The organism is Micromonospora sp. NPDC000663, from assembly GCF_042898105.1.
Classification (GTDB): domain Bacteria; phylum Actinomycetota; class Actinomycetes; order Mycobacteriales; family Micromonosporaceae; genus Micromonospora.
Genome location: NZ_JBIAYR010000001.1, coordinates 1,279,800 through 1,306,557 on the forward strand (window position 1 = coordinate 1,279,800; position 26,758 = coordinate 1,306,557).

Sequence of the window (26,758 nt, forward strand, 5' to 3'; positions counted from 1 at the left end):
CACGCAGTCAGTTCCACAGCTTCTGCGAGGTGATGATCGTGCGTGAGGACGACATGCGGCAGGACGCCGCCCGCCAGGCCGAGGATCGGATCGCCGGAGGCGTGTACGGCGAGGGCGCCCTCGACGAGGTGACGGTGCCCCGCACCGATGTGGAGAGCCAGATCCAGCGCGACGACCCGCTCGATCCGGCGAACGAACGGATCGACCCCCAGGTGCTGCGCGACGGTGGTCCCGTCGCCGGGCAGGGTGCGGTCACCACCACCGGTGGCACCGCCGGGCCGGCGAGCGTACGTCGGGTGGCCCGGCAGCCCGAGCGGCACCCGGGCACTGTCGCACCGACCACTACCGGCGATGCCACCACAGGCGGTCTGAGCACCCCGACGGGTGGTGGCACCAGCGACCAGTCCACGTCGGCGACCGGGCCGGCCAAGTCCACCCGGGACAAGACCCGCGACTGACGACCAGGCGCCTACCTACCGACGCGTGATCATGAGGTTGACGTGGCTGTCAGAGACCACAGGCCACGTCAACCTAATGATCAACTGGGGTCGGGCTGGGGGCGCAGGACGCCGAGGCGTTGGGTGGCGCGGGTGAGCGCGACGTACAGGTCGCTGCGCCCACGAGGTGACTCGGCGACCATCCGGTCGGGGTCGACCACGAGCACCGAGTCGAACTCCAGCCCCTTGGCCTGCGCGACGGTCAGGACGACGACAGCGCTCTCCAGCTCCGGGTGCTCGCCCACGGCAGCCTCGGGCAACGCCGCAGTAAGCGCGGCGCCCAACTCATCCACCCGGCTGGCCGGCACGATCACGCCCAGCCGGCCCTCGGCCAGCCCAGCAGCCTCCCGGGTGGCCGCCGCCACCAGCTCCGCCGACAACTGCCAGTCGGGCACCGCCCGGTCCCACGGGGGTACGCCGCTCTCCCGCACCGAGCGGGGCGGCCGCAGCTCCGGGTCGATCTTGGCCAGGACGTCGGCGGCGACCGCCATGATCTCGGCGGGTGTGCGGTAGCTGACGGTCAGCTCGGTCAGCCGCCACCGCTGCGCCACGTACGGCGCGAGCGCCTCGGCCCAGGAGGGCGTGCCGGTGAGCGCGCCGGTCTGCGCGACGTCCCCGACGATGGTCATCGACCGGCTGGGGCAGCGGCGCATCAGCAGTCGCCACGCCATCGGCGACAACTCCTGCGCCTCGTCGATGATCACGTGGCCGAACGCCCACTTCCGGTCGGCGGCGGCACGCTGCGCGGTGGTCAGCCGGTCGGCCTCCTCCTGCCGTTCCAGCAGCCGGTCGGCGTCGATCAGGTCGGTGACGCCGAGGATCTCGCCACCCTCGGCCTCGTCCTCGACGTCGATCGAGCGGGAGCCCCTGGCGATCTCCAGCACGCCCTCGGCGTACTCGCGTTCCATCCGGCGGATGCGGTCCCTCCGGGCGGCGGCGGCCCGCTCGTCCTCGCCGAGCAGTTCGGCGGCCTCGTCCAGCAACGGCACGTCGGCGGGCGTCCAGCCACCCGGCTCGCGGTGCAGCCACGCCCGTTCCTCGTCGGTGAACATCGGCGTGGCGGCGGCGATCCGGTCCGGGTCGGCGTACAGGTCGGCGAGCAGGCGCTGCGGGGTGAGCACCGGCCAGAGCCGGTCGAGGGTGGCCTTGACCTCCGGCTCGTCGTTCAGCTCCCGGCGGATCTCGGCCCGGTCGGCCTCGTCGAGCAGATTGTCCCCGCCCAGCGGGTCGGCGCCGATCCGTTCGGCCACCTGCTCTGCGAGCGCATGCACGATCTCCACGTCGAACAGCGCCCGGGCCAGGTTGTGCGGGCGCTCGGTGCGACGTACCCGGTCCCGGGCGGCCCGTACGGTCTCCGGGTCGAGGATCAGCGCCTCGCGCTCGACCTCGATCTCCAGGGGCTCGTCCGGCACCCACTGCCGGTCCCGTACGGCGAGCGCCAGCACCTCGGCGAGCACCGCTCGGCCCTTGAGCGCGGCGGTCTCGGCCGGCTCGGTCCGTTGGGCGCTCACGCCGGGGAACAGGTCGCCCTGGGTACGCAGCAGCACGCCGGTCTCGGCGAGAGTCGGCAGCACCTGGGAGATGTAGCGCAGGAAGGTCGCGTTCGGGCCGACCAGCAGCACGCCCCGGCTGGAGAGTTCCCGTCGGTGCGTGTAGAGCAGGTACGCCGCCCGGTGCAGCGCGACGGCTGTCTTGCCGGTGCCCGGGCCGCCCTGCACCACCATGACGCCCGGCAGTTCGGCGCGGATGATCCGGTCCTGCTCGGCCTGGATCGTCTCCACGATGTCGCGCATCCGGCCGGTGCGTCCGGCGTTCAGCGCGGCCAGCAGCGACGCCTCGCCGGTCAGCTCCTCGTGCGCGCCGGGGGAGGCGGTGTCGATGTCGAGGACCTCGTCGTTGAGCCCGGTCACCTTGCGCTGGCGCGTACGCAGATGACGGCGGCGGCGTATGCCCTGCGGGTTGGCGGCGGTGGCGAGGTAGAACGGGCGGGCGGCGGGTGCCCGCCAGTCCATCAGCAGCGGGTCGTAGTCGCCGCTGGTGTCGAAGATGCCGATTCGGCCGATGTAGCGGCGCGAGTCGTCGTCGCCGTCGAGCCTGCCGAAACAGAGACCGTTCTCCACTGCGGAGAACTGCTCGACCTGGTCGGCGTACATGGCCACCGAGCTGTCGCGCTGGGAGCGGTCCTGAAGGGTGCCGCCGGTGCTGCGCAGCGCATCGGTGAGCCGATCGGCGGCCTGCTCACGGAGCCCGTCGAGCCGGTCGTAGAGCATCGAGACGTACTCCTGCTCGTGGCCGATCTCGTCGTCGAGCGGCAATTCACCGGAACCGCCGGAGTGCCTTGACAAGCCGTCTCCTAAAGATTAGAATCTTTTGCAGGAACGGCTTTGAGCCGTTCTTTTTTTGTGCCCTCGAATTGTCGAAGATAGCGCGTTCCGTCGGCCCCCATCAAGCCGCACGGCCCGGCGTGATCCGCACAACGAAGCGCCGGGCCGACCAGTGGTCGACCCGGCGCGTGCCCGAGGAGAGATCAGCCGCGCGCGGCCTGGTAGAGCCGTTCCGGCGTGACCGCTCCGGCCAGCACCCGGCCGTCGTCGGTCAGCAGCACACTGAACAGCTTGCTGGTGAGCAGTCGACCGCTGCCCCAGTCGCCGCTGACCGGCGGCAACCCGCCCAGCAGCTTCGATACATCGACGTCAGGTGCGGCGCCGGCTGGCGGCACGGCCGGCTTGGCGTCGGCCGGCTTGCCGCCGACCGCACCGTCGAGCTTGGCGACCAGCACGGTCGTCCAGCCGGAGCCGACGGCCCGTACACCTGGGTCACCCGTCGGCGCGGCGTGCTCGGGCCGGCCGCCGCCGGCCGGCCGCTCGGCGGTCTCCTCCTTCACGGTCACCCCGGGCGGCGGGTTGAACGTGAACTGGTCCGCGTCGGGACGCCGGTAGTCGACCTGGGTGAACGCCACCTCGAAGGCCGGCTGGTCACTGCCCTTCGCCAGCACCTCGAAACGCAGCGGAACGTGCTGCTCGGCGTCGATGGCGATACGCAGCTGGTGCACGAGCGAGCCGCGGTCGCGCGGCTGGAGCACCAGCTCGTACGCGTCGTGGCCGGCCACGGTGGCCGCCCGGCCGACGCTTACCTCGGTGCTGGGGTCGATGGCGCCCAGTGCCAGGTCGGCCGCCTCCTGCGGGGTGGCCGGCAGACTCGGCGTGGCCTGCGGGGAGGCCTTCTCGGCGGTGCCGTCGCCCAGGGTGCGGTGGCTGGCGGTGTTGGTGCGGCTCTGCCAGGTCCACAGGTCCCGGCCGTTGCGGATCACATCCTGCTCGCCGAGGGTGTCCAGCAGCGCGACCCGCTGCTGCTCCGGCCCCGAGTACCAGACCCGCAGCGTGTGCGTACCGGTCAGCAGGGTGGTCACGTCGTTGCCGGGAACCAGGCCGAGAAGGGGCGGCAGGCCGAGGTCGGCGCGTTGCACGACGGTGCCGGACAACCCCTCCAGCCGGGAGGTCTGGAGATCGACGAGGAGTTGGGCGGCGGTACGGGGCGGCAGGCTCGGTTCGGCCTCGGCGGCCAACGTGCCGACGGCCGCGCCACCGCCGATGACGGCGACGGCGGCGGTCGCGGGGACCAGCCAGCGCAGGACGGGACGGCTTCTCAGGACGGACATGGTGGGCACCTCCTGCGCACCATCCTGCCCGGTCCCGGCTGTGAACGGGCTGAGGACGCCGATCCGCCGCCGTTGACCCGGGTGGCACCCTTGGACTGTGCGGTTGCTGGTGGTGGAGGACGAGGCCCGGTTGGCGGCCGCCCTGCAGCGCGGTCTGCAGGCGGAGGGGTTCGCGGTGGACGTGGCGGCGACCGGCCCGGCCGGCCTGGACGCGGCCCGGCACGGCGGGTACGACGCGATGATCCTCGACGTGATGCTGCCGGGGCTGTCCGGCTACGAGCTGGTCCGGCGGTTGCGCGCGGAGCAGCACTGGCTGCCGGTGCTGATGCTCTCGGCAAAGGACGGCGAGTACGACCAGGCCGACGGCTTGGACTGCGGGGCGGACGACTATCTGACCAAGCCCTTCTCGTACGTTGTGCTGCTGGCCCGTCTGCGGGCGTTGCTGCGCCGGGGCGCGCCGGAACGTCCGGCCGTGCTCACGGTCGGCGACCTGAGGCTGGACCCGGCCCGCCGGCGGGTCACCCGGGCGGACGCCGAGGTGACGCTCACCGCACGGGAGTACGCCTTGCTGGACTACCTGATGCGCCGGCCCGGCCAGGTCGTCTCCAAGATCGAGTTGTTGGACCATGTGTGGGACGCCAGCGTCCAGACCGCGCCGAACGCCGTCGAGGTCTACGTCGGCTACCTGCGCCGCAAGCTCGGCCGGGACCGGCTGGAGACCGTACGGGGCGCCGGCTACCGGCTGGCCACGTGACAGGGGACGGCCGGCCGTGGCGGAGCCGGCTGCCGGCGCTGGGGCTGCGGGGGCGGCTCATGGCGATCGGCGTGTTCGGCCTCACCGTCGGTTTGGCGCTCGGCGGGGTGGTGCTGCTCGGTGCGCTCGGGTTCGTGCTGCAACGCACCGTGGACACCGAGGCGTTCCGGACCGCGGACGCGGTCGCGCTGCTCGCCGCCGAGGACGCGCTGCCCGATCCGCTGCCGGTGGCCGGTGGGCAGGTCCGCGTCCAGGTCATCGACGCGCAGGGGCGGATCCGGGCCGCCTCCATCGACGCGGACCGGCTGGTGCCGATGGTCCGGCCGCAGCGACTGGACCCGGGACGGCGGCAACGGCTGGAGGTGCCGGCGGAGCGGGTCGGGCTCGCCGGCCCGGTGCGGGTGGTCACCGTGCCCGCCGGTACGGCCGCCGATCCGCTGACAGGCAGCGGGCGTTCGTCTCCGACGCCGCGCACGAGCTGCGCAGCCCGCTGACGAACATCCGCACCGAGCTGGAGGTCGCCCAGCGGCTCGCCGACCGGACCGACTGGACGGCGGTGACCGGCAACCTGCTCGCCGACACCGAAAGGCTGAGCCGGCTGGTCGACGACCTGCTGCTGCTGGCCCGCCTCGACGAGGCGCCGCAGGCGCGCGGCAGCGGCCCGGTGGAGCTGGGCGGACTGCTGACCGAGGTCGCCGCGCGGTATCCGTCGCCGCCCGTGTCCGTGGCCCCGCCGACGAGGCCACTGTGGACGACCGGGAACGCCGACGAGCTGCGCCGCGTACTGGCGAACCTGGTCGACAACGCGGTCCGGCACGCGCGCGGCAGCGTACTGCTCGCGGCCGAGGCCCATGCCGAGGTCGGGACCGGGGGAGTGACGTACCACCTGGTGACGGTGACCGACGACGGCCCCGGCATTCCGGCGGCCGACCGGGAGCGGGTCTTCGGCCGGTTCACGAGGCTCGACGACGGCCGGGCCCGCGACGACGGCGGCGCCGGCCTCGGCCTGGCCATCGTGCGGGAACTGGTACGACGTGCCGGCGGCAGCATCGCCCTGACCGACGCCGAGGGCCAGCCGTCGGGTCTGCGGGTGTGCCTCCTGCTGCCCGCGCTGCCGGCCGATGACGGCACCGACCTTCGCTGACGGGCGGGCGGTCAGCGCCGGCGGGTGCAGACCTGCTCGGAGTTGGCCACGGTGTCGGTGGACCAGACGACGGCCACCGTGAAGCAGTAGTCGTTGGTGCGGTTGAGCGCGTAGATGACGTAGGTGCTGGTGCCGGCCGGCAGGGTCGCGAAGACGTTGCGCTCCTGGCCGGCACGGCCGCCGGCGATGACCACCGGACCCTCGCCGCCCGACGGGTAGGTCCAGCGCAACGTGATGCTGTCCCGGGTGTCGCTCAGGGTCACCGCGCCGGGCGGACTGCCGGGTGGGGCCGCGGCGGGTGCGGCCTCGGCCGAGGTCGGCGCGGCGCCCGGCGCCGGAGCGGTCGTCGCCGGTGGGCCGGCGGTGGGGGAGCCGCTTGCCGGTGGCGGGGTCCTGTCGTCGTCACCGTCGACGCGCGCCACCCCGGCGATCACCGCGGCGGCCCCGAGCAGCACCACGACCACGCCGGCCACCAGCACCGGCACCAGGCGGTTGCGCGGCGCCGGCGGAGCCCGATGCACGGGTACCGGAAGCAGTCGTGACGGCGTGTACGGCTCCAGCTGCGCGTACGGGTCGTCCGGCGGCCGGCGCAGCCGGTACACCCCGGACTGCTCCTCCGTCGCGCCGGCCAGCCCCACGACCGACGGGGGGACCGGCGTCTCGGTGACGTGGGGGACGGGCTCCTCGACCGGCTCGGGCGGCCAGGCGGCGCTGCCACCCGGCTCGTCGGCCGGTGCCCGGGGGGTCGGAACGGCCCCGCCGGTCGCCGTCGCCCCGGCCTGTTGCGGCGGGTGGTAGCCGGCCTCGACCGGCCCGTCGTCGAGAGGTGGGACGCGGGCGGCGGGCACCGTCGGGGAGCCCTCGGCGGCGGACGGCTCGTCGGCGCAGACATGATCCGGATTCGCCGCCGCCCGCGCCAGAGCCGCCACCTGCGCGGCCAACGGGTCGTCGGCCGCGAGGTGCTGCCGGCACAGCTCGCGGGCCAGCGCCAGATTGTCGTGGGCCTCGGTGAACTGTCCACAGTCGCGCTGCATCGCGCCGAGCCGGGCCAGCATCTTGATGCCGCTGGGGTGGCCGTCGCCGTACACCTCGCGGTGCAGCTCCCAGGCGTCCTGGAGCCGGTCCCGTGCCACGGTGCACTGGCCCCGCGCGTACTCGACGGTGGCCAGGTCGGCGTGCGCGGCGAGCACCCGCAGCGACTCCGGGCCGTCCTGCGCGGTCAGCTCGATGATGACTTCCTGGTAGAGCCGGGCGGCCCGGGAGTGGCTGCCGACCCGGTGCAGCACCGCGGCCAGCGTCGCCGCGGCGGCCACCGTGCGCGGGTCGGAGCGGCCGTGCAGCCGGGTGGTGGCCGCGTACGCGAAGGCGGCCCACCCCCGGGCGGAGTGCGGTTCGCCGAGGGCGACCAGGACCCGCGCCTGGAGGCTGGCGGCCTCGGCCAGCTCGGCTGTGGCGTTGGCCGGGCGGGGGTCGGCGTCGGTGAGCGCGTCGGAGAGCAGCCGCTGCGCGCCCACCAGATCACCTGAGGACACGAGGTGGTGCGCCTGATCAGTGAGGTCGCCGAAGCCGGAGGGCACGCCCCATCGTGCTCATCCGACGACGGTAAGTACAAGACCCACGGCGGTGTCGATCGGTCAGGATCCTGTCAGGTGCTCGGCCAACGTCTCGCTGATCCGGCGTAGCTGGTCGACCTGGGCTGGGCTCAACGCGTCGAACAGGTGCCGGCGTACCCCCTCGACGTGGCCGGGGGCGGCCGCCGCGAGGGTGGCGAAACCGTCGTCGGTGAGCACCGCGACCTGCCCGCGCCGGTCGGTGGGGCAGTCCTCGCGGCGTACCCAGCCGGCGGCCTCCAGCCGGGCCACCGCGTGCGAGAGTCGGCTGCGCGACGAGCCTGCCGCCTCGGCCAGGTCACTCATCCGGAGTTGGCGGCCGGGGGCCTCGGAGAGCCGGACCAGGATCTCGTAGTAGGCGTGCGGCATTCCCGCGTCGCGTTGCAGTTCACGGTCGAGCGTGTCCATCAGCGCCCGGGAGGCGGTGAGGTACGCCCGCCAGGTGCGCTGCTCGTCGGGGTTCAACCAGCGGGTCATGACGACCATCATATCCACGATAGTTGAGCGTTCAACTAAATGCCGTTACTCTGGGGTCATGGGTATCCACCGGCTCAACCACGCGGTCCTGTACGTCAGCGATCTCGCCCGCAGCGTCGCCTTCTACCGGGACGTGCTGGGCTTCCGTCCGGTGGCGATGACCCCGGACGGCTTCCGGGGCGCCACCTTCCTCCAGGCCCCCGACTCGACGAACGACCACGACCTCGGCCTGTTCGAGATCGGCGCGGGGGCCGGGCGCTCGACCGCCGGCCGGGCCACCGTCGGTCTCTACCACCTGGCCTGGGAGGTCGACACCCTCGACGAGCTGGCCGCCACCGCCGAGCGGCTCGCCGCCGCGGGCGCGCTGGTCGGCGCCTCCGACCACGGCACCACCAAGAGCCTCTACGGCAGGGATCCGGACGGCCTGGAGTTCGAGGTGGTCTGGCTGATCCCGGCGGACCTGCTCGACGACGCCGCGCTCGCCGCCCGCAAGCAGATCGGTCGGCTCGACCTGGACGCCGAGCGGCGGCGCTACGGCGGCCAGACCCGCGGCGGGGTGGGGATCTCCGTCCCGGCCTGACCCGCCATGAGGTAGAACGGACCGATGCCGACCGACCGGACCACCGACTTCCTCCGCGAGCTGCTGGTCCGCCAGTTGACGACCTGGCTGCCCACGGCCCTGCAACGCTCCCGGCGAGCCACTGTCGCGCTTGCCGGCGTCGACGGGGGCGGCGCGGAGGCCGCGCTGCGGGTGGTCGCCGGCCACGCCGCGCAGGTACGCGGCCGTCAGGTGACCGTGCTGGTGCTGGCCGACAGCGCCGCCGACCTGCCGGCCCGACTCGGACCGGTCGAGGCGGACCTGCCCGCCGAGGTGACGGTGCACCTGCTGCCGGGCGCCCCGGACCGGCTGCCGGTCGCGGTGAAGGCGGCGGGCGCGGCCGGCTCGCCGCTGTTCACTGTCGTGGCCGTGCCCGGTGCGGTGAGCGCCGACGTACTCACCGCCGCCGCCAACGGGCGTACCGGCGAGGTCCTGCTGCACGCGGGCAGCAGCGCCCGCGACGCACTCGTCGCGACCGGATTCCCGCTGGTCGCCGAGGTGGTGCCGGTGCTGCCCAACGACGGGGCGGCGGGTGTGATCGCGTTCGGCAGTCGCTCGGACCGCAGCCTGGAGGCCGTACGCGACGCGCTGTGGGCGGTCGGCGCAGACCTCGGCATGCGCTACCGCAACCCGGCCGACCCGACGGGCGCGACCGTCGACGTGGCAGGCGATCCCGACCTCGAACCGCTGGCCCGCGCTCTACTGGCCGAGCTGCGCCGGCGCGGCCCCCGAACGGTCACCGAACTACGCCGGCACACCCTCACCGCGACCGTCTACCGCGCCGGCGACGCCAACCGCGCCCTGGAAAACCTGATCAACGCAGGCGACGTCGCCCGCGACCGCCCCACCGGCCGCCTGGCCGGAGACGAAACAATCACCCCCCACCCCTGACAAGCCCCCGCCCCGCCCCCGCCCCGCCCCGCCCCGCCGATCTTGCACTTTCTGCCCCGACGAAGGGCGTCAGACCGGGCATAACGGCGACCGAAAGTGCAAGATCGGCGGGGCGGGGCGGGGCGGCGTAGACGCCGAGCGGGGCGCCGGTGAATCACCGGCGCCCCGCTCGACTCCCGGGTCGCTACGACCGGGACTTGTCCTGCTTCCAGGACAGCGGACCCGGCAGGTCGACCCGGTGAGCCCGTGCCTTGGAGTTCCAGGACCAGCGCCCGATCTTGATGCTCCAGGAGGAGAAACCGTTCTCGGTGAAGTTCAGGATGATCGGACCGTACTTCTTGCGCTTGCGAAACATGAGGCCCATCGGAGGACTCCCCTCGTCACCGTTCCCTGCCGTGTCGAGATCGAACATTCCCGAACCGGCGAATCCCGAAACCACCTCGCCGTCCCGGGTGGACGATGGTCCGGAGCGGTGCCGCAATCTCTAGTCAACAGATAGGTGTTGCGCGAAGGTAAACGCTGTTGGGAGCGTCTCGTAACATCGGCAGCGATACAAGTCTCACCTTCTGGAAGAGCGTTGACCTGTCGATCCCGCCGCCGGCAGCATGAGGTCATGTCGCAGCGGGACGAGCTCCTTCTCACCGCTCGCGTGCACGTCGACCTGGTCCGGCACGCGAGCGCGCTCTGTTGAGCTGACCGGTTCATCCGGCTCGGCCGCAATCGCCGCCCTCACACCGCTCGCCCGCTCATCGCGGAGCGGCGTGCCTCCACGCCCCCACATCCGGGCGTACCCGTTCCCATCGTGGACAGATCAGGAGACACCCCATGTCCCCACCCCGTCGTACCCTCCTGCGCGCCCTCGCCGCCGCCACCACGTTGACCCTGCTCGCCGGCGCTGCCGGCTGCGGCGGCGACGCCCGGGCCGGCGGCGGGCAGGCCACCGAGCTGCGCTACCAGGGCTCCGTCGGCCAGGTCACCCTCCCCGAACTCGCCGCCGACCTCGGCTACCTCGGCGACGTCCGGCTCAAGTGGATCGGCAACGTGACAGGTGGCCCGCAGGACATCCAGGCCACCGCCACCGGGCAGAGCGACTTCGGTGGCGCGTTCAACGGCGCGATCGTCAAGCTCGCCGCCGCCAACGCACCGATCACCGCGGTGGTCAGCTACTACGGCTCCGACGCGCAGACCTTCCAGGGCTACTACGTGCTCGACGACAGCCCGATCCGCGGCCCTCGCGACCTGATCGGTCGTAAGGTCGGCATGAACACCCTCGGCGCGCACGCCGAGGCGGTCCTCAAGACCTGGCTCGCCCGCGGCGGGCTCACCCCCGCCGAGGTCAAGCAGGTCGAGCTGGTCGCCCTGCCACCTGTCAACACCGAACAGTCGCTTCGGCAGAAACAGATCGACGTCGCGGTGCTCGGCGGAGTGATCCGGGACAAGGCCGTCGCCAGCGGCGGGCTGCGCACCATCGTCACCGACTACGAGCTGCTCGGCGCGTTCAGCGGCGGCACCTACGTCTTCCGCGACGACTTCATCAAACGCAACCCGGAGACCGTGAAGGCGTTCGTCACAGGGGTCGGCAAAGCCATCGAATGGGCCCGCACCCAGCCCCGGGAGACGGTGGTCGCCCGGATGCGCGACATCATCGCGGGGCGAGGCCGCAACGAGGACCCGTCGCTCGTCGCGTACTGGAAGAGCAGCGGCGTCGCCGGCCGTGGCGGGGTGATCGCCGAACAGGAGTTCGGCACCTGGATCGACTGGCTCGCCGCCGAGGGTGAACTCAGGGGCGACCGCCCGAAACCGACTGACATCTTCACCAACCGGTTCAACCCGTTCGTGGACGGGGGCGGCGCGTGAGCACCGACAAGATCCTCTTCGACCGGGTGAGCAAGACCTTTCCGGTCCGCGCCACCCGACGCGGCGACGCCGGCGCGGTCACCGCGCTGGACCAGGTGACCCTCGGCGTACGCCCCGGCGAGTTCCTGGTCGTCGTCGGCCCCAGCGGCTGCGGCAAGTCCACCCTGCTCGACCTGCTCGGCGGGCTCACCCGGCCGACCGGCGGGCAGGTGCTCGTCGACGGCCGGCCCGTCACCGGCCCCGGCCTCGACCGGGGCATCGTCTTCCAGCAGTACGCGCTGCTGCCCTGGCGCACCGCCGCCGGCAACGTCGCGTTCGGGCTGGAGGCCAAGGGCGTACCCCGCGCCGAACGCGCCGCCCTGATCGAGCACCACCTCGACCTGGTGGGCCTGCGCGGGTTCGCCGACCGCTACCCGCACGAGCTGTCCGGCGGGATGAAGCAGCGGGTCGCCATCGCCCGCAGTCTCGCGTACGACCCGGACGTGCTGCTCATGGACGAGCCGTTCGCCGCCCTGGACGCGCAGACCCGCGACTCGTTGCAGGACGAGTTGGTGCGCATCTGGGCGCGTACCGGCAAGACGATCGTGTTCATCACCCACGGCATCGACGAGGCCGTGTACCTGGGTCAGCGGGTGGCGGTCCTGACGTCCCGACCCGGGCGGCTCAAGCAGGTCATCGACGTCGACCTCGGCGACCGGGACGCGGCCGAGGACGTCCGCTCCACCGACGCGTTCCGCCACCACCGCCATCAGATCTGGACGCTGCTGCGGGACGAGGTGCGGGCCGCCCAGGCGGTCGAGGGCACCGGTGTCCGCGTCACCGAGGAGGCCCGCGTTGGTTGACATCGCCGAACGTCCCACCCGGCTGGTGGCCGCACCCGCCGTACCGGACCGTGTCGTCCCCGGGCGGGCCGGTCGACTGCTCGGCGTCGGGGCGAGGGTGCTGCACCGTACCGTCGCCATCGCCGCGCTGGCCGCGATCTGGGAGGGCGCGCCCCGGCTGGGGCTCGTCGACCGGGTCTTCCTGCCCCCGCTGTCCGAGGTCCTGGTGGCCTGGTGGGAGCTGCTGCGTACCGGGCAGCTCGCCGAGCACGTCGGCGCGAGCCTGACCCGGTCGCTGACCGGGCTCGGCCTGGCGGTGCTCACGGCGATACCGCTCGGGCTGCTGATCGGCTGGTACCGGCCCCTCGCCGATCTGCTCAGCCCACTGCTGGAGGTGTTCCGCAACACCGCCGCGCTGGCCCTGCTGCCGGTCTTCGTGCTCATCCTCGGCCTGGGCGAGACCTCCAAGATCGCCCTGGTGCTGTACGCGTGCTCCTGGCCGATCCTGCTGAACACCATCGCCGGCGTGAAGGGCGTCGACCCGCTACTGATCCGCTCGTCCCGCTCGATGGGCCTGAACCACCTGCGGCTGTTCCAGAAGGTGATCCTGCCGGCCGCGGTGCCGACCATCTTCACGGGCGTCCGGCTGGCCGGGGCGTACTCGATCCTGGTGCTCGTCGCGGCCGAGATGGTCGGCGCGAAGGCCGGCCTCGGTTACCTCGTGAACTACGCGCAGTACAACTTCGCGATCTCCGACATGTACTCCGGAATCATCACGATCTCCGCCATCGGCCTGGTCGTCAACCAGCTCCTCGTCGCCCTCGAACGTCGCTTCTCCACGTGGCGCGTCGACGTCTCCGCCGGATAGGACACTCTCATGCCTCGAACCCTGCACCTCAACGCGTTCCTGATGGGCGTCGGCCACCACGAGGCCGCCTGGCGGCACCCCCGCACCGACCCCCGCCGGGTCACCGACGTGCGGCACTTCCAGGAGCTGGCCCGCATCGCCGAGCGTGGCACCCTCGACTCGGTCTTCCTGGCCGACGGGCTGTCGGTCGGGCCGAACCCCCGGCACAACATCCAGGCCGTCTTCGAGCCACTGACCCTGCTCGCCTCGCTCGCCGCGGTGACCGAACACATAGGTCTCATCGCGACCGTGTCCACCACGTACAACGAGCCGTTCCACGTCGCCCGCAAGTTCGCCTCGCTCGACCACCTCAGCGGCGGACGCGCCGGCTGGAACATCGTCACCTCCGCCCAGGAACGCGAGGCGGTCAACTTCAACCGGGACAGCCACCCCGGGCACGCCGACCGCTACCGGCGGGCCGCCGAGTTCGTCGACGTGGCGATCAAGCTCTGGGACAGCTGGGAGGACGACGCGCTGGTCTTCGACACCGCCGCCGGCGTGTTCGCCGACACCGACCGGGTGCACGAGGTGGCCCACCGTGGGCCGGAGTTCCAGATCCGGGGCCCGCTGAACATCCCCCGCGGCCCACAGGGCCGGCCGCTGCTGGTGCAGGCCGGCTCCTCGCCGGACGGGATCGCCTTCGCCGCCCGCTACGCCGAGGCGGTCTTCACCGCCCAGCAGACCCTCGCCGACGGGCAGGGGTTCTACGCCGAGCTGCGCCGGCAGGTCACCGCCGCCGGCCGCGACCCGGACCTCGTGAAGGTCCTGCCCGGCATCGCGCCGGTGATCGGCGGCACCGAGGCAGAGGCAGTGGCGCTCGCGGCCGAGCTGGAGGAGCTGATCGTCCCCGAGTACGCCCTCGCCCAGCTCTCCGGGATGCTCGGCCTCGACCTCACCGGCCTGCCACTGGACGGGCCGCTGCCGGAGCTGCCAGACTCCGACACCGTGCAGGCGCACCAGAGTCGATACCAGCTCGTCACCGAGCTGGCGCGCCGGGAACAGCTCACCATCAGACAGTTGATCGGCCGGCTCGGCGGCGGTCGGGGCCACCGAGTCGTCGCCGGCACCCCTGAACAGATCGCCGACCAGATCGAGGTGTGGTTCACCCAGGGCGCCGCCGACGGCTTCAACATCATGCCGCCGCACCTGCCCGGCGGCCTTGCCGACTTCGTCGACCACGTGGTGCCGGTGCTGCGGGCCCGAGGGCTGTTCCGCAGCGAGTACACCGGGCGGACCCTGCGCGAGCACTACGGGCTGCCCCGACCGGCGAGCACGTACGCCGCGCCGAGCCTGGTGCCGGCATGACCACCGTGGAGCGTCCGACGGCGGACGCCGCCGAGCTGCGCCCCGTCGACCGGGACCTGTTCCGCGTGCTGCTGCGCCGGCAGGCCACGAGCGTCACGGTGGTCACCGCCGTGGCGCGGGCAACCGACCCGGCCTGCCTGGGCGGGATCGGAGCGCCGCTGCGGGCCGGGTTCACCGCCACGTCGTTCACCTCGGTGTCACTGGACCCGCCGCTCGTCTCGTTCTGCCTCGGCGTGGCGTCGTCGAGCTGGCCGGTGCTGGCCCGCGCCGAGCACGTCGCGGTGCACCTGCTGGCCCACGGGCAGCGGGACGCGGCCACCATCTTCGCGACCAGCGGCATCGACCGCTTCGCCGCATACCCGGACTGGACGCCGGGACCGTTCGGGGTGCCGCTGCTCGGCGGGGCGCTGGCCCGGCTGCTCTGCCGGGTGGTGCACCGGGTCCCGGCCGGTGACCACACGCTGGTGATCGCCGAACCGCTGGCGCTCGGCGACGGCGGCGACGGCGCGCCTCTCGTGCACCACCGGGGCGGTTACACCACGGCGGCGCCAGCGTGAGCGCACCGACCACGTCCGAGCTGCTCGCGCTGGACCGGGCCGCCCAGGATCTGCTGTTCCGTAAGGCCCGTACGGCCGAGGCGTTCACCGACGAGCCGGTCACCGACGAGCAGGTCGCGGCGATCCACGACCTGATCCGGTACGGGCCGACCGCGTACAACGGTCAGCCACTGCGGGTGCTGCTGCTGCGTTCGCCGGAGTCCCGGGCCCGGCTGCTGCCGTACCTGTCAAGCGGCAACCGGGCCAAGACGGCCAGCGCCCCGCTGACCGCGATCCTCGCCGCCGACGTGGACTTCCACAGGCGGCTGCCCGAGCTGTACCCGCACCGCCCGCAGGCCCGCGAGTGGCTGGCGGACCGGGCGGCGCGGGTCGAGCAGGCCCGCTTCAACGCGACACTGCAGATCGGCTACCTGATCGTCGGTGTCCGGGCTGCCGGTCTGGCCGCCGGCCCGATGGCCGGGTTCGACGCCGCGGGCGTGCAGCGGGAGTTCCTTCCCGACGGCCGCCACGAGGTGTTGCTCGTGCTCAACCTCGGGCATCCGGCCCCGCAGACCGGGCCGGCACGTCTGCCTCGGCTGGACACCGATGAGGTGGTCCGCACCCTCGACGGCTGAGCGGGGAAACGGGACCGTCCCCGGTGCCGGCGTCACGCCGGCACCGGGGACGCGAGGTCGCCTGTCAGGCGCCCTTGACCCAGTCGACAGTGAAGCGGGCGAAGAAGATGCCGCCGGTGTTGCCGACCTCGTACAGGTTGCCGACCGTGCCGTCGTTCAGCACGGCCATCGTCGAGTAGCCCGCGCCGCCCGGCTTGACCAGAGCCCGGGCCGGCCAACTCGCGCCGTCGTCGGTGGAGAGCCGGACGGTGAGGTCGTTGCGCGCGGCCGGGGCCGCGTTGTTGCTGAACAGGGCGGTGCGGGTGCGCACCGGCGCGCCGTTCGCACCCACCTCGGACGGGCGCAGGTAGGAGATCTCGTCGGCGTTGCAGAGCGGGTCGGTCAGCAGCGCGCTGGCGGTGGCCGGGCCGAACGTCACAGCCCCGTCGGTGGACGTGGAGTAGAACCGGCTAGGGGTGCTGTTGTGCCGCATGTTCTGCACGATGGCCCCGGTGCCGCGCTCGACCGCCTTGCTCTCGTTGATGTTCCCGCCGGCGGGTCCACCGCGCCGCCACGTCACGCCGTTGTCGTCGCTGTAGACGTTTGCGGTCTGGGTGAGACCCGCCCCGTCCCGGTAGACGAACGGCTGGATCAGACGGCCCGTGCTGGTCTGGATGCCGTGCCCGGAGGAGAAGAACGCCTGCTGCCAGCTCGCGACCTTGATCGTCGGGTTCAGCTCGACCGGGGCGCTCCAGGTGGCGCCGTTGTCCCGGCTGGTGATGTATTGCAGGTGCAGGCTGTTCGGGTCGTTCGCCGTGTTGAGGCCGGACGAGCCGGACCAGAAGCTGATGCCCGGCCTGGGGGAGTACGTGTAGAAGCAGTAGACGGTGCCGGTCCGGCGGTCCACCAGCAGGCTGGGATCGCCCGCTCCCTCGCTTGTGGTGGCGGGCGCGTGGATGATGCGCGGCTGGTCGAAGGTACGCCGACCGTCGGTGCTGCGGGTCATCGCGATCTGGATGTTGTTGGTACCGCCACCGAGGTCGTACGAGCCGTTGACCCGGGCGTCCGCGACGGCGATGACCGTGCCGTTGTTGGTGACGGCCATGCCCGGAATACGGACCGAGGCCGCCGTGCCGTCGTACCGGCCGTTGGCGCCGTTGAGGTTGCGAATGACGCTCTGGGTGGTCAGCACCGCAGTGGTGTTCATCTGTGGGGTGCCGGCGGCCAGGCCGCAGCCGGTGGTGCCACGCACCGTGGTGTCGAAGCCGGGGGCGGTGACCCGCAGGTTGTACGCGGTGCCGGCGCCGACGGTCCAGTAGTGCAGGTAGTTGCCGCCGGCGGCGATGGTGCGGATCCACGGGGATCCGGTGCGCCCCGCCCAGGTGACTGTGAAGTCCCGGGCCGTGGTGGTGCGGTTCTCCAGCGCGAGCTGAAGCCGTCCGGCCGTGCAGTCGTAGCTGCTCACCGCTGACATGCCGGTGCCGCAGTGGAAGATGCCTGCCGACGTGTCGTCGAGCCCGGTCGGGGTGGTGGTGCGCAGCGTGTACGCGGTACCCGCCGGGAGGGTCCAGTACAGGTCGTTGCTGCTGCTGCCGGCTGCGACGGTCCGGGTCCAGGGGGAGTTGGTGCGGCCCGGCCAGGTGACGGTGAAGGTCTGCGCGGTGGTGCTGCCGTTGGTGAGCCGCAGGTTGAGCCGGCCGGTCGTGCAGTCGGCGCTGGCGGTGGCGCTCACGCCAGCGGGGGCGGCGTGAGCTGGCGTGGCGGGCAGGATCGCGGCCACGCCGAGGACGGCGGCCAGGACCGCTGTCACGCGGCGCGGTAGTGCTCGGACAGGAGACACGGGGGATGTCCTTCCGGGACGGAGGGTGGGGCGGGGGAAACCCAGGGCATAAGACGTCGGATATCTGATGTCGAGACGGTAAAGGGCGGCGCGCGGGTCGTCAATAGATCGATGAGCGAGCGTGGCCGGACGCCCTCCGGTCCGCAGTGGACGCACCCGTCAGCCCACAGCTCTGATCAAATATGCAAAGTTGCCTCAGATATTTACATCATGTTGCGCGGTCTGGCAGGCTCGACACACATCGACCATTGTCATCGCGTCGGCATCCGGGCCGCCCCCGGCCGTGATCGCCGCCGGCGTGCCGACGATGCCTGTCCGAAGGAGACACCATGCAACGGCGTCAACTCCTCACCCTGGGCGTGCTCAGTCCGTTCGCGGCGATGCTGGCATCGGGCGGCCCGGCCAGTGCCGCCGCCGCGCAGACCTTCGGGTTCTCCGCCGATGGCAGCAACTTCCTGCTCGACGGCCAGCCGTTCCAGATCCGCAGCGGCGAGATGCACCCGGCCCGCATCCCTGTGCAGTACTGGCGTCACCGGATCCAGATGGCCAAGGCCATGGGCATGAACACGATCGCCATCTACGTGATGTGGAACCACGTCGAGGAGCGGCCCGGTGTCTTCGACTTCACCACCGACCGACGCGACATCGCCGGCTTCATCAGGCTGTGCCAGGCCGAAGGCATGTACGTGCTGCTGCGCCCCGGCCCCTACGTCTGCGGCGAATGGGACCTCGGCGGCCTACCGCCGTACCTGCTGCGCAACCCGACCATCAGGCTGCGTGTCCGCACGGCCGCCGACCCGAACTACATGGCTGCCGTCACGCGCTACGTCAACGCCCTCGCCGCCCTGGTCAAGCCGCTGATGGTGGGCAACGGCGGACCGATCCTGATGGTCCAGATCGAGAACGAGTACGGGTCGTACGGCAACGACGTCGTCTACCTCGAGGAGCTGCGGCAACTGTGGCTGCGGGCCGGGATCACCGGACCCTTCTACACCGAGGACGGCCTCGGTCAGGTGCAGGGCAACCGGACGGTCGTCACCGGCGGCGCGATCGCTCTCAGCGGCGGTGACGCGGCGGCAATCGCGGCGGCCCGCCAGTCGTTCCCGACGGTTCCGGCCATGTCCGGCGAGCTCTACCCGGGCTGGTTGACCCACTGGGGCGACGGCGGCTTCGCCGGCTCGAACACCGATATCTCCAGCCAGTTGCGGGGGCTGATGGCCGGCCGGCTGTCGTTCAACCTCTACATGATCCACGGTGGCACGAACTTCGGTTACTCCGCGGGCGCGAACGCCGCCGACAACGGGTCGGGCTACCAGGCGGACATCACCACCTACGACTACGGCGCGCCGATCAACGAACAGGGCGGGCAGTCGCGGCTGTATCCGACCTACCGGGAGATCATCGGCACGGCCCTCGGGGTGACGCTGCCGGCCGTACCCGCGCCGATCCCCACCATCGTGCGGACCGGCAGCCAGGCCGTCCTGCCGGCGCCGTACGCCTCGCTGTGGGACAACCTGCCGGCCGCGCTGCCGACGCAGACGAATCCACAGCCTATGGAGATGTACGGTCAGAACTCCGGCTTCATGCTCTACCGCCGCGTCCTGCCCGGCTACACCAGGGGCACGCTGGACATCAGGTCGGTACGCGACTACGCGACGGTGTTCCTCGACGGCGTCTACCAGGGTGGGCTGTCCCGCAGCAGCCTTCCGGCGGCCTACACGACGCCGCTCGGGGTGACCGTGCCTGACGCTCCGTTGCCGTTGAGGGCCTCGGCGAGTGGCAGCCCCACGCTCGACATCCTCGTGGAGGGCATGGGGCGCACCAACTACGGTCAGGCGCTTGTCGACCGCAAGGGCATCACGGAGCGGGTGTCCCTGGTCGACGCGGGCACCCTGACCGGCACCCTGACCAACTGGCAGACCCACCTGCTGCCCGTCGACGAGGCGTTCGTGGCCGGCCTCCGTCCGGTGATCACCAACAGCTCGCGGCCCGGCATCTTCTTCAAGGCCACGGTGAACCTCGCCCAGACCGGCGACACGTACCTCGACATGGCCCGGTGGACCAAGGGCGTGGTCTGGGTCAACGGCCGCAACCTCGGCCGCTACTGGAAGGTGGGGCCGCAGCAGCGGCTCTACTGCCCGGCACCGTGGCTGCGGGTCGGTTCCAACGAGATCGTCGTCTTCGACCTGCACCAGGTGCAGGCGCAGCCGATCACCTTCGAAGCCACCCTGAGCGGCCAGTCGGGCGCCGTGCGCCACACGGTGGTCAACCGGGCCAGCGGCAAGGCCCTCGACGTGCCGGACCTGTCCCGGGTCACCGGCACGCAGCTGATCCAGTGGACCCCCAACGGCGGAGCCAACCAGGCGTGGCTGATGGCCGGCACGGTGGGCGGCGTCACCACCATGACCAGCGTCAGCTCGAATCTGCTCGCGGACGTCGAGGGCGGCTCCACGGCGGAGGGGGCGCGGGTCATCCAGTGGACCGCGACCGGCGGCGGCAACCAGCAGTGGCGGGTCGTCACCGCGTCCGGTGAGTTCGTCAAGCTGGTAAACGTGCAGACCGGCAAGGTCCTGGCCGTGGCCGGCGGGTCGAGTGCCAACGGGGCGGTGATCGTGCAGCAGACCGACAACGGCAGCGCCTCGCAGCACTGGCGGCTCACGCCGTCCTGACGTCGCCGGGCACCATGACACCGGCCTGACCAGCGGTCGGGCCGGGAGGGTGGGGTCGGTGTGCGACCTGTCGCGGTACGGCGGCCGCGCGGCTCGCCCACCGGCCCCTGCGTCGTTCCCGTGAACTGTCCACGCGTCGGAGATGCGAAGATGGCCGCATGGGCAGGCGGAGCGACCGGAGTGGCACGTGAACCAGCGCGAGCGGTGGCAGCGGCTCCTGGAGATGGTCGCGGTCGAGGGTCAGCTCGACATCGAGTCCACAGCCCGCGAGCTGGGGGTGAGCACGGCGACGATCCGCCGTGACTTCGACGAGCTGGCCACCCAGCAGTTGGTGACCCGCACCCGGGGCGGCGTGGTCGTCACGAACGTCTCCTACGACCTGCCGCTGCGCTACAAGGCGGTGCGGCAGGCCTCGGAGAAGCAGCGGATCGCGGCCGCCGCCCTCGCGTTGATCCCGGCGGGGAGCACCGTCGGGCTCAACGGCGGCACCACGACGACCGAGGTGGCCCGGGCGCTCGCGCTGCGCACCGACCCGGACGGGGCGCTGTCGGCGGCCACGGTGGTGACCAACGCGCTGAACATCGCCCACGAACTCATCGTGCGTCCGCACATCCGGGTGGTGCTCACCGGTGGGACAGCCCGCACCCAGTCGTACGAGCTGGTGGGTCGTATCGCGGAGACGATGCTCGCGTCCGTGGCGCTGGACGTCGTCGTGCTCGGGGTGGACGCGATCGACCACCAGCACGGCGCGAGCGCCCACAACGACGGCGAGGCGGCCGTCAACCACGTCATGGTGACGAGCGCGGCGCGGACGATAGTCGTCGCGGACGCCTCGAAGCTGGGCCGCCGCAGCTTCAACCGGATCTGCCCGCTGGGCGCCATCGACACCCTGGTCACCGACCGCTCCGCCGACCCACGGCAGGTGAGCCTCGTCGAGCAGGCCGGGGTCACCGTGGTGCAGGTCTGACGGACCGTCACGCCGGGCCGAGGGGCCGGGTGGGTGACGCACGCCCCGCAAAGATGTAACTCGATGCGAAATTGAGGGTTAATTCTTGCATCTTGAGTCAAGCGGGTGCAGCATTCCACTTCATCGGCTGTTGTGAATGCCATGATCTCGTCGGCCGAGGCCAGCAGACGACAGCCGTGCCTCCGGCCAGCGCCGACACGTCACCCCGGCGCCTCGGGGCCCGCATCGTCCCTCACCACACCGGGAGACAACGATGATCTGGTCATCGCCGCCCGCGCACACCCGCCGCACCGCCGGCCGGGCTGCCACAGTGGTCCTCATCCTGCTCGCCTCGATGCTGCACGCCGCACCCGCGCAGGCGAGCACACCGGGAAGCACCACCGGCCTCACCCGGGCCGGCAACACGTACACCATCACCACCAGCACGGCCGCCCGCATCCGGCTCACCCTGGCGCGCGCGGACATCTTCCGGGTCTGGCTCGCGCCCAACGGCACCTTCACCGAACCGGCGGCGAACGAGATCACCGTGCGGACCGACTTCGGTACGGTCGCCAGCACGCTCACCGACGACGGCACCTCCTACCGCATCGCCACCTCGGCGGTGGTCATCCGGATCACCAAGAACCCCCTGACGATGCAGGTCCAGCGCCCCGACGGCGGGCTGATCTGGCGCGAGTCGCAGCCGCTCGACTGGGGCTCGGGCCGCACCACGCAGCGGCTGGTCCGCTCCGCGGACGAGCAGTTCTACGGCACCGGCCTGCGCCTGGGGGAGTGGGCGCTGCGCGACAAGACGGTGCCGATCGCCGTGGACAACAGGTGGCGGGAGAACACGAACGCCAGTCCGGCTCCCTTTTACATGTCCACGAACGGCTACGGCGTCCTGCGCAACACGTGGGCGCCCGGCTCGTACGGCTTCACCGCACCGGTCACCACCACCCACAACGAGGAGCGCTTCGACGCGTACTACTTCGTGGGCGATTCGCTCAAGGCCGTGCTCGGCGCGTACACGGACGTCACCGGCAAGCCGTTCCTGAGCCCGATGTGGGGCCTCGAACTCGGCAACGCCGACTGCTTCAACGCGTCCAACCCCGCCTACCAGGGCGACCACAACCGGGCCGGGCACCAGCGGACTCCCGACGTGCTGTCGTACGCCCGGGAGGCCCGGGCCAAGGACATGCCGTCCGGCTGGTTCCTGCCCAACGACGGGTACGGCTGCGGCTACACCGACCTGCCCGCCACGGTGGCCGGTGCCAAGGCGCTCGGCTTCCAGACCGGTCTGTGGACCTCCACCGGGCTCGGGTCCATCGACTACGAGGTCGGCACCGCCGGTACGCGTGGCGTGAAGACCGACGTCGCGTGGATCGGCGGCGGCTACCAGAACGCGTTCCGTGGTGTCCAGCAGGCGGTCGACGGCATCGAGCGGAACTCCGACGCCCGCCGCTACGTGTGGACCGTCGACGGATGGGCCGGCACCCACCGCAACGCCGTCGTCTGGACCGGTGACACGTACGGCAGCTGGGACGACATGCGGTGGACGGTGCCTGCCGTCGCGGGCGCCGGGTTGTCCGGCCTCAACTACGCAACGGGTGACGTCGACGGGATCTTCGGGGGCAGCCCGAACACCTACGTGCGGGACCTTCAGTGGAAGGCCTTCACGCCGGCGTTCATGACGATGTCCGGTTGGGGCGCGACCAACCCGGCGCCCGGCTACCAGGACAAGCAGCCCTGGCGCTACGCCGAGCCGTACCTGTCGATCAACCGCCGGTACCTGCAACTCAAGATGCGACTGATGCCCTACCACTACACGATGAGCCGGGTGGCGAGCGTGACAGGCGTGCCGGCGACGCGGGCCCTCGTGCTGGAGTACCCGAACGACCCGGTCGCCCGGGGCAACGCCACGTCTGGTGAGTTCATGGCGGGCGACGCCTTCCTCGTGGCGCCTGTGGTCTCCGACACCGAGTTGCGCGACGGCATCTACCTGCCGGCCGGCACCTGGACCGACTACTGGACCGGGCGGGTGTACCAGGGACCGCTCACGCTGAACGGGTACGCGGCACCGCTCGACCGGCTGCCCCTGTTCGTCAAGGGCGGGTCGATCGTGCCGATGTGGCCGCAGATGAACTACACAGGTGAGAAGCCGGTCTCCACGCTCACCTACGACCTGTACCCGCGCGGCTCGTCGAGCTTCACGCTCTACGAGGACGACGGGATCACCCGCGCCTACCAGGGCGGGGCCTACGCCACCCAGCAGGTCCGGATGGCCGCGCCGACGGCCGGCACCGGAACGGTCACCGTCGACGTGGGTGCCTCCACCGGCACATACGCCGGCAAGCCGTCGACGCGCTCCTACGAGTTCACTGTGCACCTGGCGGCCGCGCCGCGCGCGGTCACCGTGGCCGGCCAGGCGCTGCCGGCCCTCGCCACGCGCGCCGCGTACGACTCGGCGGGCAGCGGCTGGTTCTACGCGGACGGAGTGCTGTCGGTAAAGGCCGGGTCGCGGAGCAGCGCGTTCCAGACCCGGATCGAAGGCGCGGTGCTGCCGGTCGCCGGCACCAGTACGACGCCGCCGCCGATCCCGCGCGACAACTGGCGGCTCGTGTCCGTCGACAGCGAGGAGACGAGCGCGGAGAACGGCAGGGCCACCAACGCGTTCGACGCAGACCCCGGCACTTTCTGGCACACCGCCTGGTCGTCCACGCCCGCGCCCCTGCCGCACGAGATCCAGATCGACCTGGGCGCCACGTACCAGGTCGACGGACTGCGGTATCTGCCACGGCAGGACGGGGGAGTGAACGGCCGGATCGGCCGCTACGAGGTGTACGTGTCGGACAGCCCGAGCGCCTGGGGCACGGCCGTGGCGTCCGGGACGTTCGCCGACACGGCGACCCAGCAGGTGGTGCCGTTCAGCGCCGCCCGCAGCGGCAGGTACCTGCGCCTGCGGGCCCTGAGCGAGGCCGGTGACCGGGGGCCGTGGACGACGGTGGCCGATCTGGCGCTCACCGGCCGGGCGGGGGCGTCGGGGAGCTGAGCCCGGACAGCGGCGGGCCGTCGGCCCGGGCGTCACCCCGGGCCGACGGACCACGAGCCGGATCCACGTGCCGACTAGGACAGCGACCACTGCTGGCGGGCTGCCGTGGCCTGCGCGGCGGATGCCGGCATCAGCAGGCTCAGCAGAAGCGTCAACGCGACTGCGGCGGCGGTTCCGGCCCGGGCCGCCAGGCCCGGACGAGCCCTCGAACTGTCCTTCATCGGGTGATGGTCCATTGCTGTTCGGTACCTCCGCGGTAGGTCGACTGGACGACGGCGGCACCGTCGTCGGTCGCGGCGTTCGCCACGGTGAGCGCCCTGCCGGAATTCCTGTTGATGATCTTGTAATGCGTTCCGACCGGAATAACGCTCCACAGCTGGTTCGCGCCGCCGTGGCTCGTCCACTGGACGATGCTCGCTCCGTCGGCGGTGGATGAGCCGGACACGTCCAGCACCTTGCCGCTGCTGCGGTTGACGATGCGGTGGTAGCCGCCGCCGGCCTCGACGAGAGTCCACCGTTGGTGCGCCGCACCGTTGCTCGACCACTGGATGGCGTTCGCGCCGTCTCCGCTGCCCGCCGGCACCTCGAGCACCTTGGTGCTGTTGCGGTTGACGACCCGGTACTCGGTCGACGGGTCGAACGCCGCGACCGGGGTCGCCGCCCGGGACACCTCGACCTTGTCCGCGGTGACCGCAGTGCCGGACGAACTGGCGTTCCTGCTGTTCAACACCCGCACCCGCAGGACGTGCGAGCCCTGCGCCAGCGGTCCACTGGTGAAGACCATCGCCTGGTCCACACGCGTGGGGGAGTACAGGTCGACCACCGTCTCCGGGCCGCCGTCGATCGAGACGCCGGCACGCCCGTGATTCGCCGCCCGGGCGGCGAAGAGCTTGATCTTGTTTCCGGTGAACCGGACCTGGTACGCGCTGTCGAGCGTGCTGCTGTAGTGGTCGTCGCCCTCGAACTGCTGACTGCCGCCGGTCCCGTAGGACCAGGTGCCCGAGTAGCTGAACTGGTTGTCTCCGCTCCCCGTGGTGTTGTCGTTGACTTGGACCACGCTCGGCACGCCCGGGGCGTCCCCGATCGCGTCCACCCGGGCGAAGAACGCCTCAACGGTGCCCGAACGCGGGCCACCCCACAGACGCTCCGCCACGACCTCGGTCGGCCGCTTGGCGTACTGGTCGAACCACCCGTCGCTCTGGTACTCCACAGCGTCCGACCAGCGGGCCATCTGGTAGCCATTGACCTTGGCGTTCTGGTCCGGCGTCCAGATCTCGTACACGTTCTTCGTGTTGACGTAGAGATTGAGCCCGGGAGTCACGTACAACGTGCTCTCCGGTACGCCGACCACCCTGTAGCCCAGGTTGTAGAAGTAGCTCAACGACCCGGTGTACGGCGTGAGGACGATGCTCGTCGACGGCTTGATGCTTGTCTGCTGACCGTTCGTCTCCCACCAGTTCCACAGCTGGGCCGTCTTGCCGAACGACCGCACCTTGTCGTTCATCAGGTTCATGAACTCGGTGAAGACGTCACCGGTGTACGGGAAACCCCGCGCCTGTGCGTAGCTGACCAGCTCGGGGCAGCTGTTCTTGGCGGCGTCGTTCTGGTACTCGTCGCCGCCGATGTGGAAATAGGGGCCGTCGAACAGCGGCACGAACTCCGACAGCAGGTTCATGGCGAACGTCCGGGCGGAGTCCTTCGTCAGGTTGAGCGTCCAGCCACCGTTCGAACCACCGGGCCAGGGCGCGTAGTCCATCGACGGGCAGGAGAACCTCATCGACGGGTCGTACGTCGTCATCGCGGTCGCGTGCCCGGGCAGGTCGATCTCGGGAACGATGGTGATGTGGTACCGCTTGGCGACGTCCTGCATCCGGCGCAGGTCGGCCTTGCTGTAGGACTGGGTGGAGGCCAGACCGGGGTACCTGTCGCTGCGCAGACGGAACCCGTTCCACTCGGTGAAGTGCATGCGCAGTGTGTTCAGACGCAGCCACGCCATGCGGCGCAGCAGGTGCTCCAGGTAGTCCATCTCGTAGAAGTGCCGGCCGACGTCGAGCATCACCCCGCGCTCGCGGTACTGCGGGTAGTCCCGGATGGTCCCCGCCGGCACCGTCGTCCTCGTCGCGCTCTGTTTGATCACTTGCAGCAGGGTCTGCGTGCCGTAGTAGGCGCCGGCCGCCGCGTTCGCGCGGACCACGACGGCCGATCCGGCGGTCAGCAGGTAACCCTGGTCGCCGATGCCGGGGTCGCCGGCGTTCAGGGTGAGCAGGATGTCGCCGGTTCCCGGTGTCGCCGACGAGACCACGGGTACGTCGCCGCCGCTTATCGCGCCGAGGTCGACGCGCAGCGACGTCGCTGCCGACGACAGTTGGCTGGCGTGCGCGGGGTCCACCAGGATGCGGGAGGTCGCGGCGAGCGTCCAGACGCCGGTGCCGCCGGTCCACTCCCGGACGCTCGGCGCGACCTGGGGCGTCGGGTTGGCCGCCTGGGCCGCCGACGGGACGCTGAGCCCCCCGCCGACCAGCAGGGAGGTGAGGACGAGAGGAAGGAGCCGCTTGCGGGACGAGAACACGGTCGTGTACCCCCGA

At 71.5% G+C, this 26,758-nt stretch carries 22 protein-coding genes and 1 pseudogene; 15 read left to right on the forward strand and 8 right to left on the reverse strand.

Annotated elements, in window-relative coordinates:
* Window positions 1-38: 38 nt before the first annotated feature.
* A complete protein-coding gene (locus ACFY1S_RS06130; RefSeq protein WP_387113308.1) occupies window positions 39-458 on the forward strand; it encodes a hypothetical protein in 420 nt (139 codons plus the stop codon).
* An 80-nt stretch (window positions 459-538) separates the two neighbouring features.
* Here ACFY1S_RS06130 and ACFY1S_RS06135 read toward each other — a convergent pair whose 3' ends face one another.
* Together ACFY1S_RS06135 and ACFY1S_RS06140 are read right to left on the reverse strand one after the other, a co-directional pair.
* A complete protein-coding gene (locus ACFY1S_RS06135) occupies window positions 539-2,767 on the reverse strand; it encodes a HelD family protein (protein ID WP_387114347.1) in 2,229 nt (742 codons plus the stop codon).
* A gap of 257 nt (window positions 2,768-3,024) precedes the next feature.
* Window positions 3,025-4,155 carry an outer membrane lipoprotein carrier protein LolA gene (locus tag ACFY1S_RS06140; protein ID WP_387113310.1) on the reverse strand — a complete coding sequence of 377 codons (1,131 nt, stop codon included), beginning with the start codon at window positions 4,153-4,155 and terminating at the stop codon, window positions 3,025-3,027.
* 97 nt (window positions 4,156-4,252) lie between these two features.
* On the opposite strand from ACFY1S_RS06140, the gene ACFY1S_RS06145 reads away from it, so the two are divergent.
* Both ACFY1S_RS06145 and ACFY1S_RS06150 read left to right on the forward strand, forming a co-directional pair.
* Window positions 4,253-4,909: a response regulator transcription factor gene (locus ACFY1S_RS06145; protein WP_357988570.1), complete on the forward strand. Its 657-nt coding sequence runs from the start codon at window positions 4,253-4,255 to the stop codon at window positions 4,907-4,909.
* Between the two features lie 59 nt (window positions 4,910-4,968).
* Window positions 4,969-6,053 (forward strand): annotated as a pseudogene (locus ACFY1S_RS06150) (sensor histidine kinase).
* Between the two features lie 11 nt (window positions 6,054-6,064).
* On the opposite strand, the gene ACFY1S_RS06155 reads toward ACFY1S_RS06150, so the two are convergent.
* Window positions 6,065-7,630 (reverse strand): tetratricopeptide repeat protein, encoded by a 1,566-nt coding sequence (locus ACFY1S_RS06155; protein WP_387113312.1) that lies wholly within the window; start codon window positions 7,628-7,630, stop codon window positions 6,065-6,067.
* Between the two features lie 57 nt (window positions 7,631-7,687).
* Window positions 7,688-8,149: a MarR family transcriptional regulator gene (locus ACFY1S_RS06160; RefSeq protein ID WP_364374719.1), complete on the reverse strand. Its 462-nt coding sequence runs from the start codon at window positions 8,147-8,149 to the stop codon at window positions 7,688-7,690.
* 49 nt (window positions 8,150-8,198) lie between these two features.
* Here ACFY1S_RS06160 and ACFY1S_RS06165 point away from each other — a divergent pair, with 49 nt between their 5' ends.
* Together ACFY1S_RS06165 and ACFY1S_RS06170 are read left to right on the forward strand one after the other, a co-directional pair.
* Window positions 8,199-8,720: a VOC family protein gene (locus ACFY1S_RS06165; protein ID WP_387113314.1), complete on the forward strand. Its 522-nt coding sequence runs from the start codon at window positions 8,199-8,201 to the stop codon at window positions 8,718-8,720.
* Window positions 8,721-8,744: 24 nt separating this feature from the next.
* A complete protein-coding gene (locus ACFY1S_RS06170; RefSeq protein WP_387113316.1) occupies window positions 8,745-9,629 on the forward strand; it encodes a hypothetical protein in 885 nt (294 codons plus the stop codon).
* A gap of 184 nt (window positions 9,630-9,813) precedes the next feature.
* Here ACFY1S_RS06170 and ACFY1S_RS06175 read toward each other — a convergent pair whose 3' ends face one another.
* Window positions 9,814-9,993, reverse strand: a complete 180-nt coding sequence (locus tag ACFY1S_RS06175; protein ID WP_030333600.1) for a DUF4236 domain-containing protein — start codon at window positions 9,991-9,993, stop codon at window positions 9,814-9,816.
* 249 nt (window positions 9,994-10,242) lie between these two features.
* On the opposite strand from ACFY1S_RS06175, the gene ACFY1S_RS06180 reads away from it, so the two are divergent.
* The 7 genes from ACFY1S_RS06180 (at window position 10,243) to ACFY1S_RS06210 (ending at window position 15,690) form a co-directional block, all read left to right on the forward strand.
* Window positions 10,243-10,320, forward strand: a complete 78-nt coding sequence (locus tag ACFY1S_RS06180) for a putative leader peptide (protein ID WP_349881247.1) — start codon at window positions 10,243-10,245, stop codon at window positions 10,318-10,320.
* A 134-nt stretch (window positions 10,321-10,454) separates the two neighbouring features.
* Window positions 10,455-11,486: an ABC transporter substrate-binding protein gene (locus tag ACFY1S_RS06185; RefSeq protein WP_387113318.1), complete on the forward strand. Its 1,032-nt coding sequence runs from the start codon at window positions 10,455-10,457 to the stop codon at window positions 11,484-11,486.
* On the forward strand, window positions 11,483-12,328 hold the full coding sequence (locus ACFY1S_RS06190) for an ABC transporter ATP-binding protein (RefSeq protein WP_387113320.1): 846 nt from the start codon (window positions 11,483-11,485) through the stop codon (window positions 12,326-12,328). The genes ACFY1S_RS06185 and ACFY1S_RS06190 overlap by 4 nt, the downstream gene beginning before the upstream one ends.
* Window positions 12,321-13,175 (forward strand): ABC transporter permease, encoded by an 855-nt coding sequence (locus ACFY1S_RS06195; protein ID WP_387113322.1) that lies wholly within the window; start codon window positions 12,321-12,323, stop codon window positions 13,173-13,175. The genes ACFY1S_RS06190 and ACFY1S_RS06195 overlap by 8 nt, the downstream gene beginning before the upstream one ends.
* 9 nt (window positions 13,176-13,184) lie before the next feature.
* Window positions 13,185-14,519 (forward strand): LLM class flavin-dependent oxidoreductase, encoded by a 1,335-nt coding sequence (locus ACFY1S_RS06200; protein WP_387113324.1) that lies wholly within the window; start codon window positions 13,185-13,187, stop codon window positions 14,517-14,519.
* Window positions 14,516-15,076, forward strand: coding sequence for a flavin reductase family protein (locus ACFY1S_RS06205; RefSeq protein ID WP_387113326.1), 561 nt, complete (start codon window positions 14,516-14,518; stop codon window positions 15,074-15,076). Before ACFY1S_RS06200 ends, ACFY1S_RS06205 begins: the two co-directional genes overlap by 4 nt.
* Window positions 15,073-15,690 carry a malonic semialdehyde reductase gene (locus ACFY1S_RS06210; RefSeq protein WP_387113328.1) on the forward strand — a complete coding sequence of 206 codons (618 nt, stop codon included), beginning with the start codon at window positions 15,073-15,075 and terminating at the stop codon, window positions 15,688-15,690. Before ACFY1S_RS06205 ends, ACFY1S_RS06210 begins: the two co-directional genes overlap by 4 nt.
* 64 nt (window positions 15,691-15,754) lie before the next feature.
* Here the strand turns inward: ACFY1S_RS06210 and ACFY1S_RS06215 are convergent, their stop codons facing one another.
* A complete protein-coding gene (locus ACFY1S_RS06215; protein ID WP_387113330.1) occupies window positions 15,755-17,479 on the reverse strand; it encodes an exo-alpha-sialidase in 1,725 nt (574 codons plus the stop codon).
* 359 nt (window positions 17,480-17,838) lie between these two features.
* On the opposite strand from ACFY1S_RS06215, the gene ACFY1S_RS06220 reads away from it, so the two are divergent.
* From ACFY1S_RS06220 to ACFY1S_RS06230, 3 genes are all read left to right on the forward strand, one after another.
* Entirely contained in the window at window positions 17,839-20,178 is a 2,340-nt protein-coding gene (locus tag ACFY1S_RS06220) for a beta-galactosidase (RefSeq protein WP_387113332.1), read from the forward strand.
* Between the two features lie 187 nt (window positions 20,179-20,365).
* Window positions 20,366-21,145: a DeoR/GlpR family DNA-binding transcription regulator gene (locus ACFY1S_RS06225; protein WP_387113334.1), complete on the forward strand. Its 780-nt coding sequence runs from the start codon at window positions 20,366-20,368 to the stop codon at window positions 21,143-21,145.
* Between the two features lie 253 nt (window positions 21,146-21,398).
* Window positions 21,399-24,173 carry a TIM-barrel domain-containing protein gene (locus ACFY1S_RS06230; RefSeq protein WP_387113336.1) on the forward strand — a complete coding sequence of 925 codons (2,775 nt, stop codon included), beginning with the start codon at window positions 21,399-21,401 and terminating at the stop codon, window positions 24,171-24,173.
* A gap of 74 nt (window positions 24,174-24,247) precedes the next feature.
* Here ACFY1S_RS06230 and ACFY1S_RS06235 read toward each other — a convergent pair whose 3' ends face one another.
* Together ACFY1S_RS06235 and ACFY1S_RS06240 are read right to left on the reverse strand one after the other, a co-directional pair.
* Window positions 24,248-24,394: a hypothetical protein gene (locus ACFY1S_RS06235; protein ID WP_387113338.1), complete on the reverse strand. Its 147-nt coding sequence runs from the start codon at window positions 24,392-24,394 to the stop codon at window positions 24,248-24,250.
* Window positions 24,391-26,742, reverse strand: coding sequence for a family 20 glycosylhydrolase (locus tag ACFY1S_RS06240; protein ID WP_387113340.1), 2,352 nt, complete (start codon window positions 26,740-26,742; stop codon window positions 24,391-24,393). The genes ACFY1S_RS06235 and ACFY1S_RS06240 overlap by 4 nt, the downstream gene beginning before the upstream one ends.
* Between the last annotated feature and the right edge of the window lie 16 nt (window positions 26,743-26,758).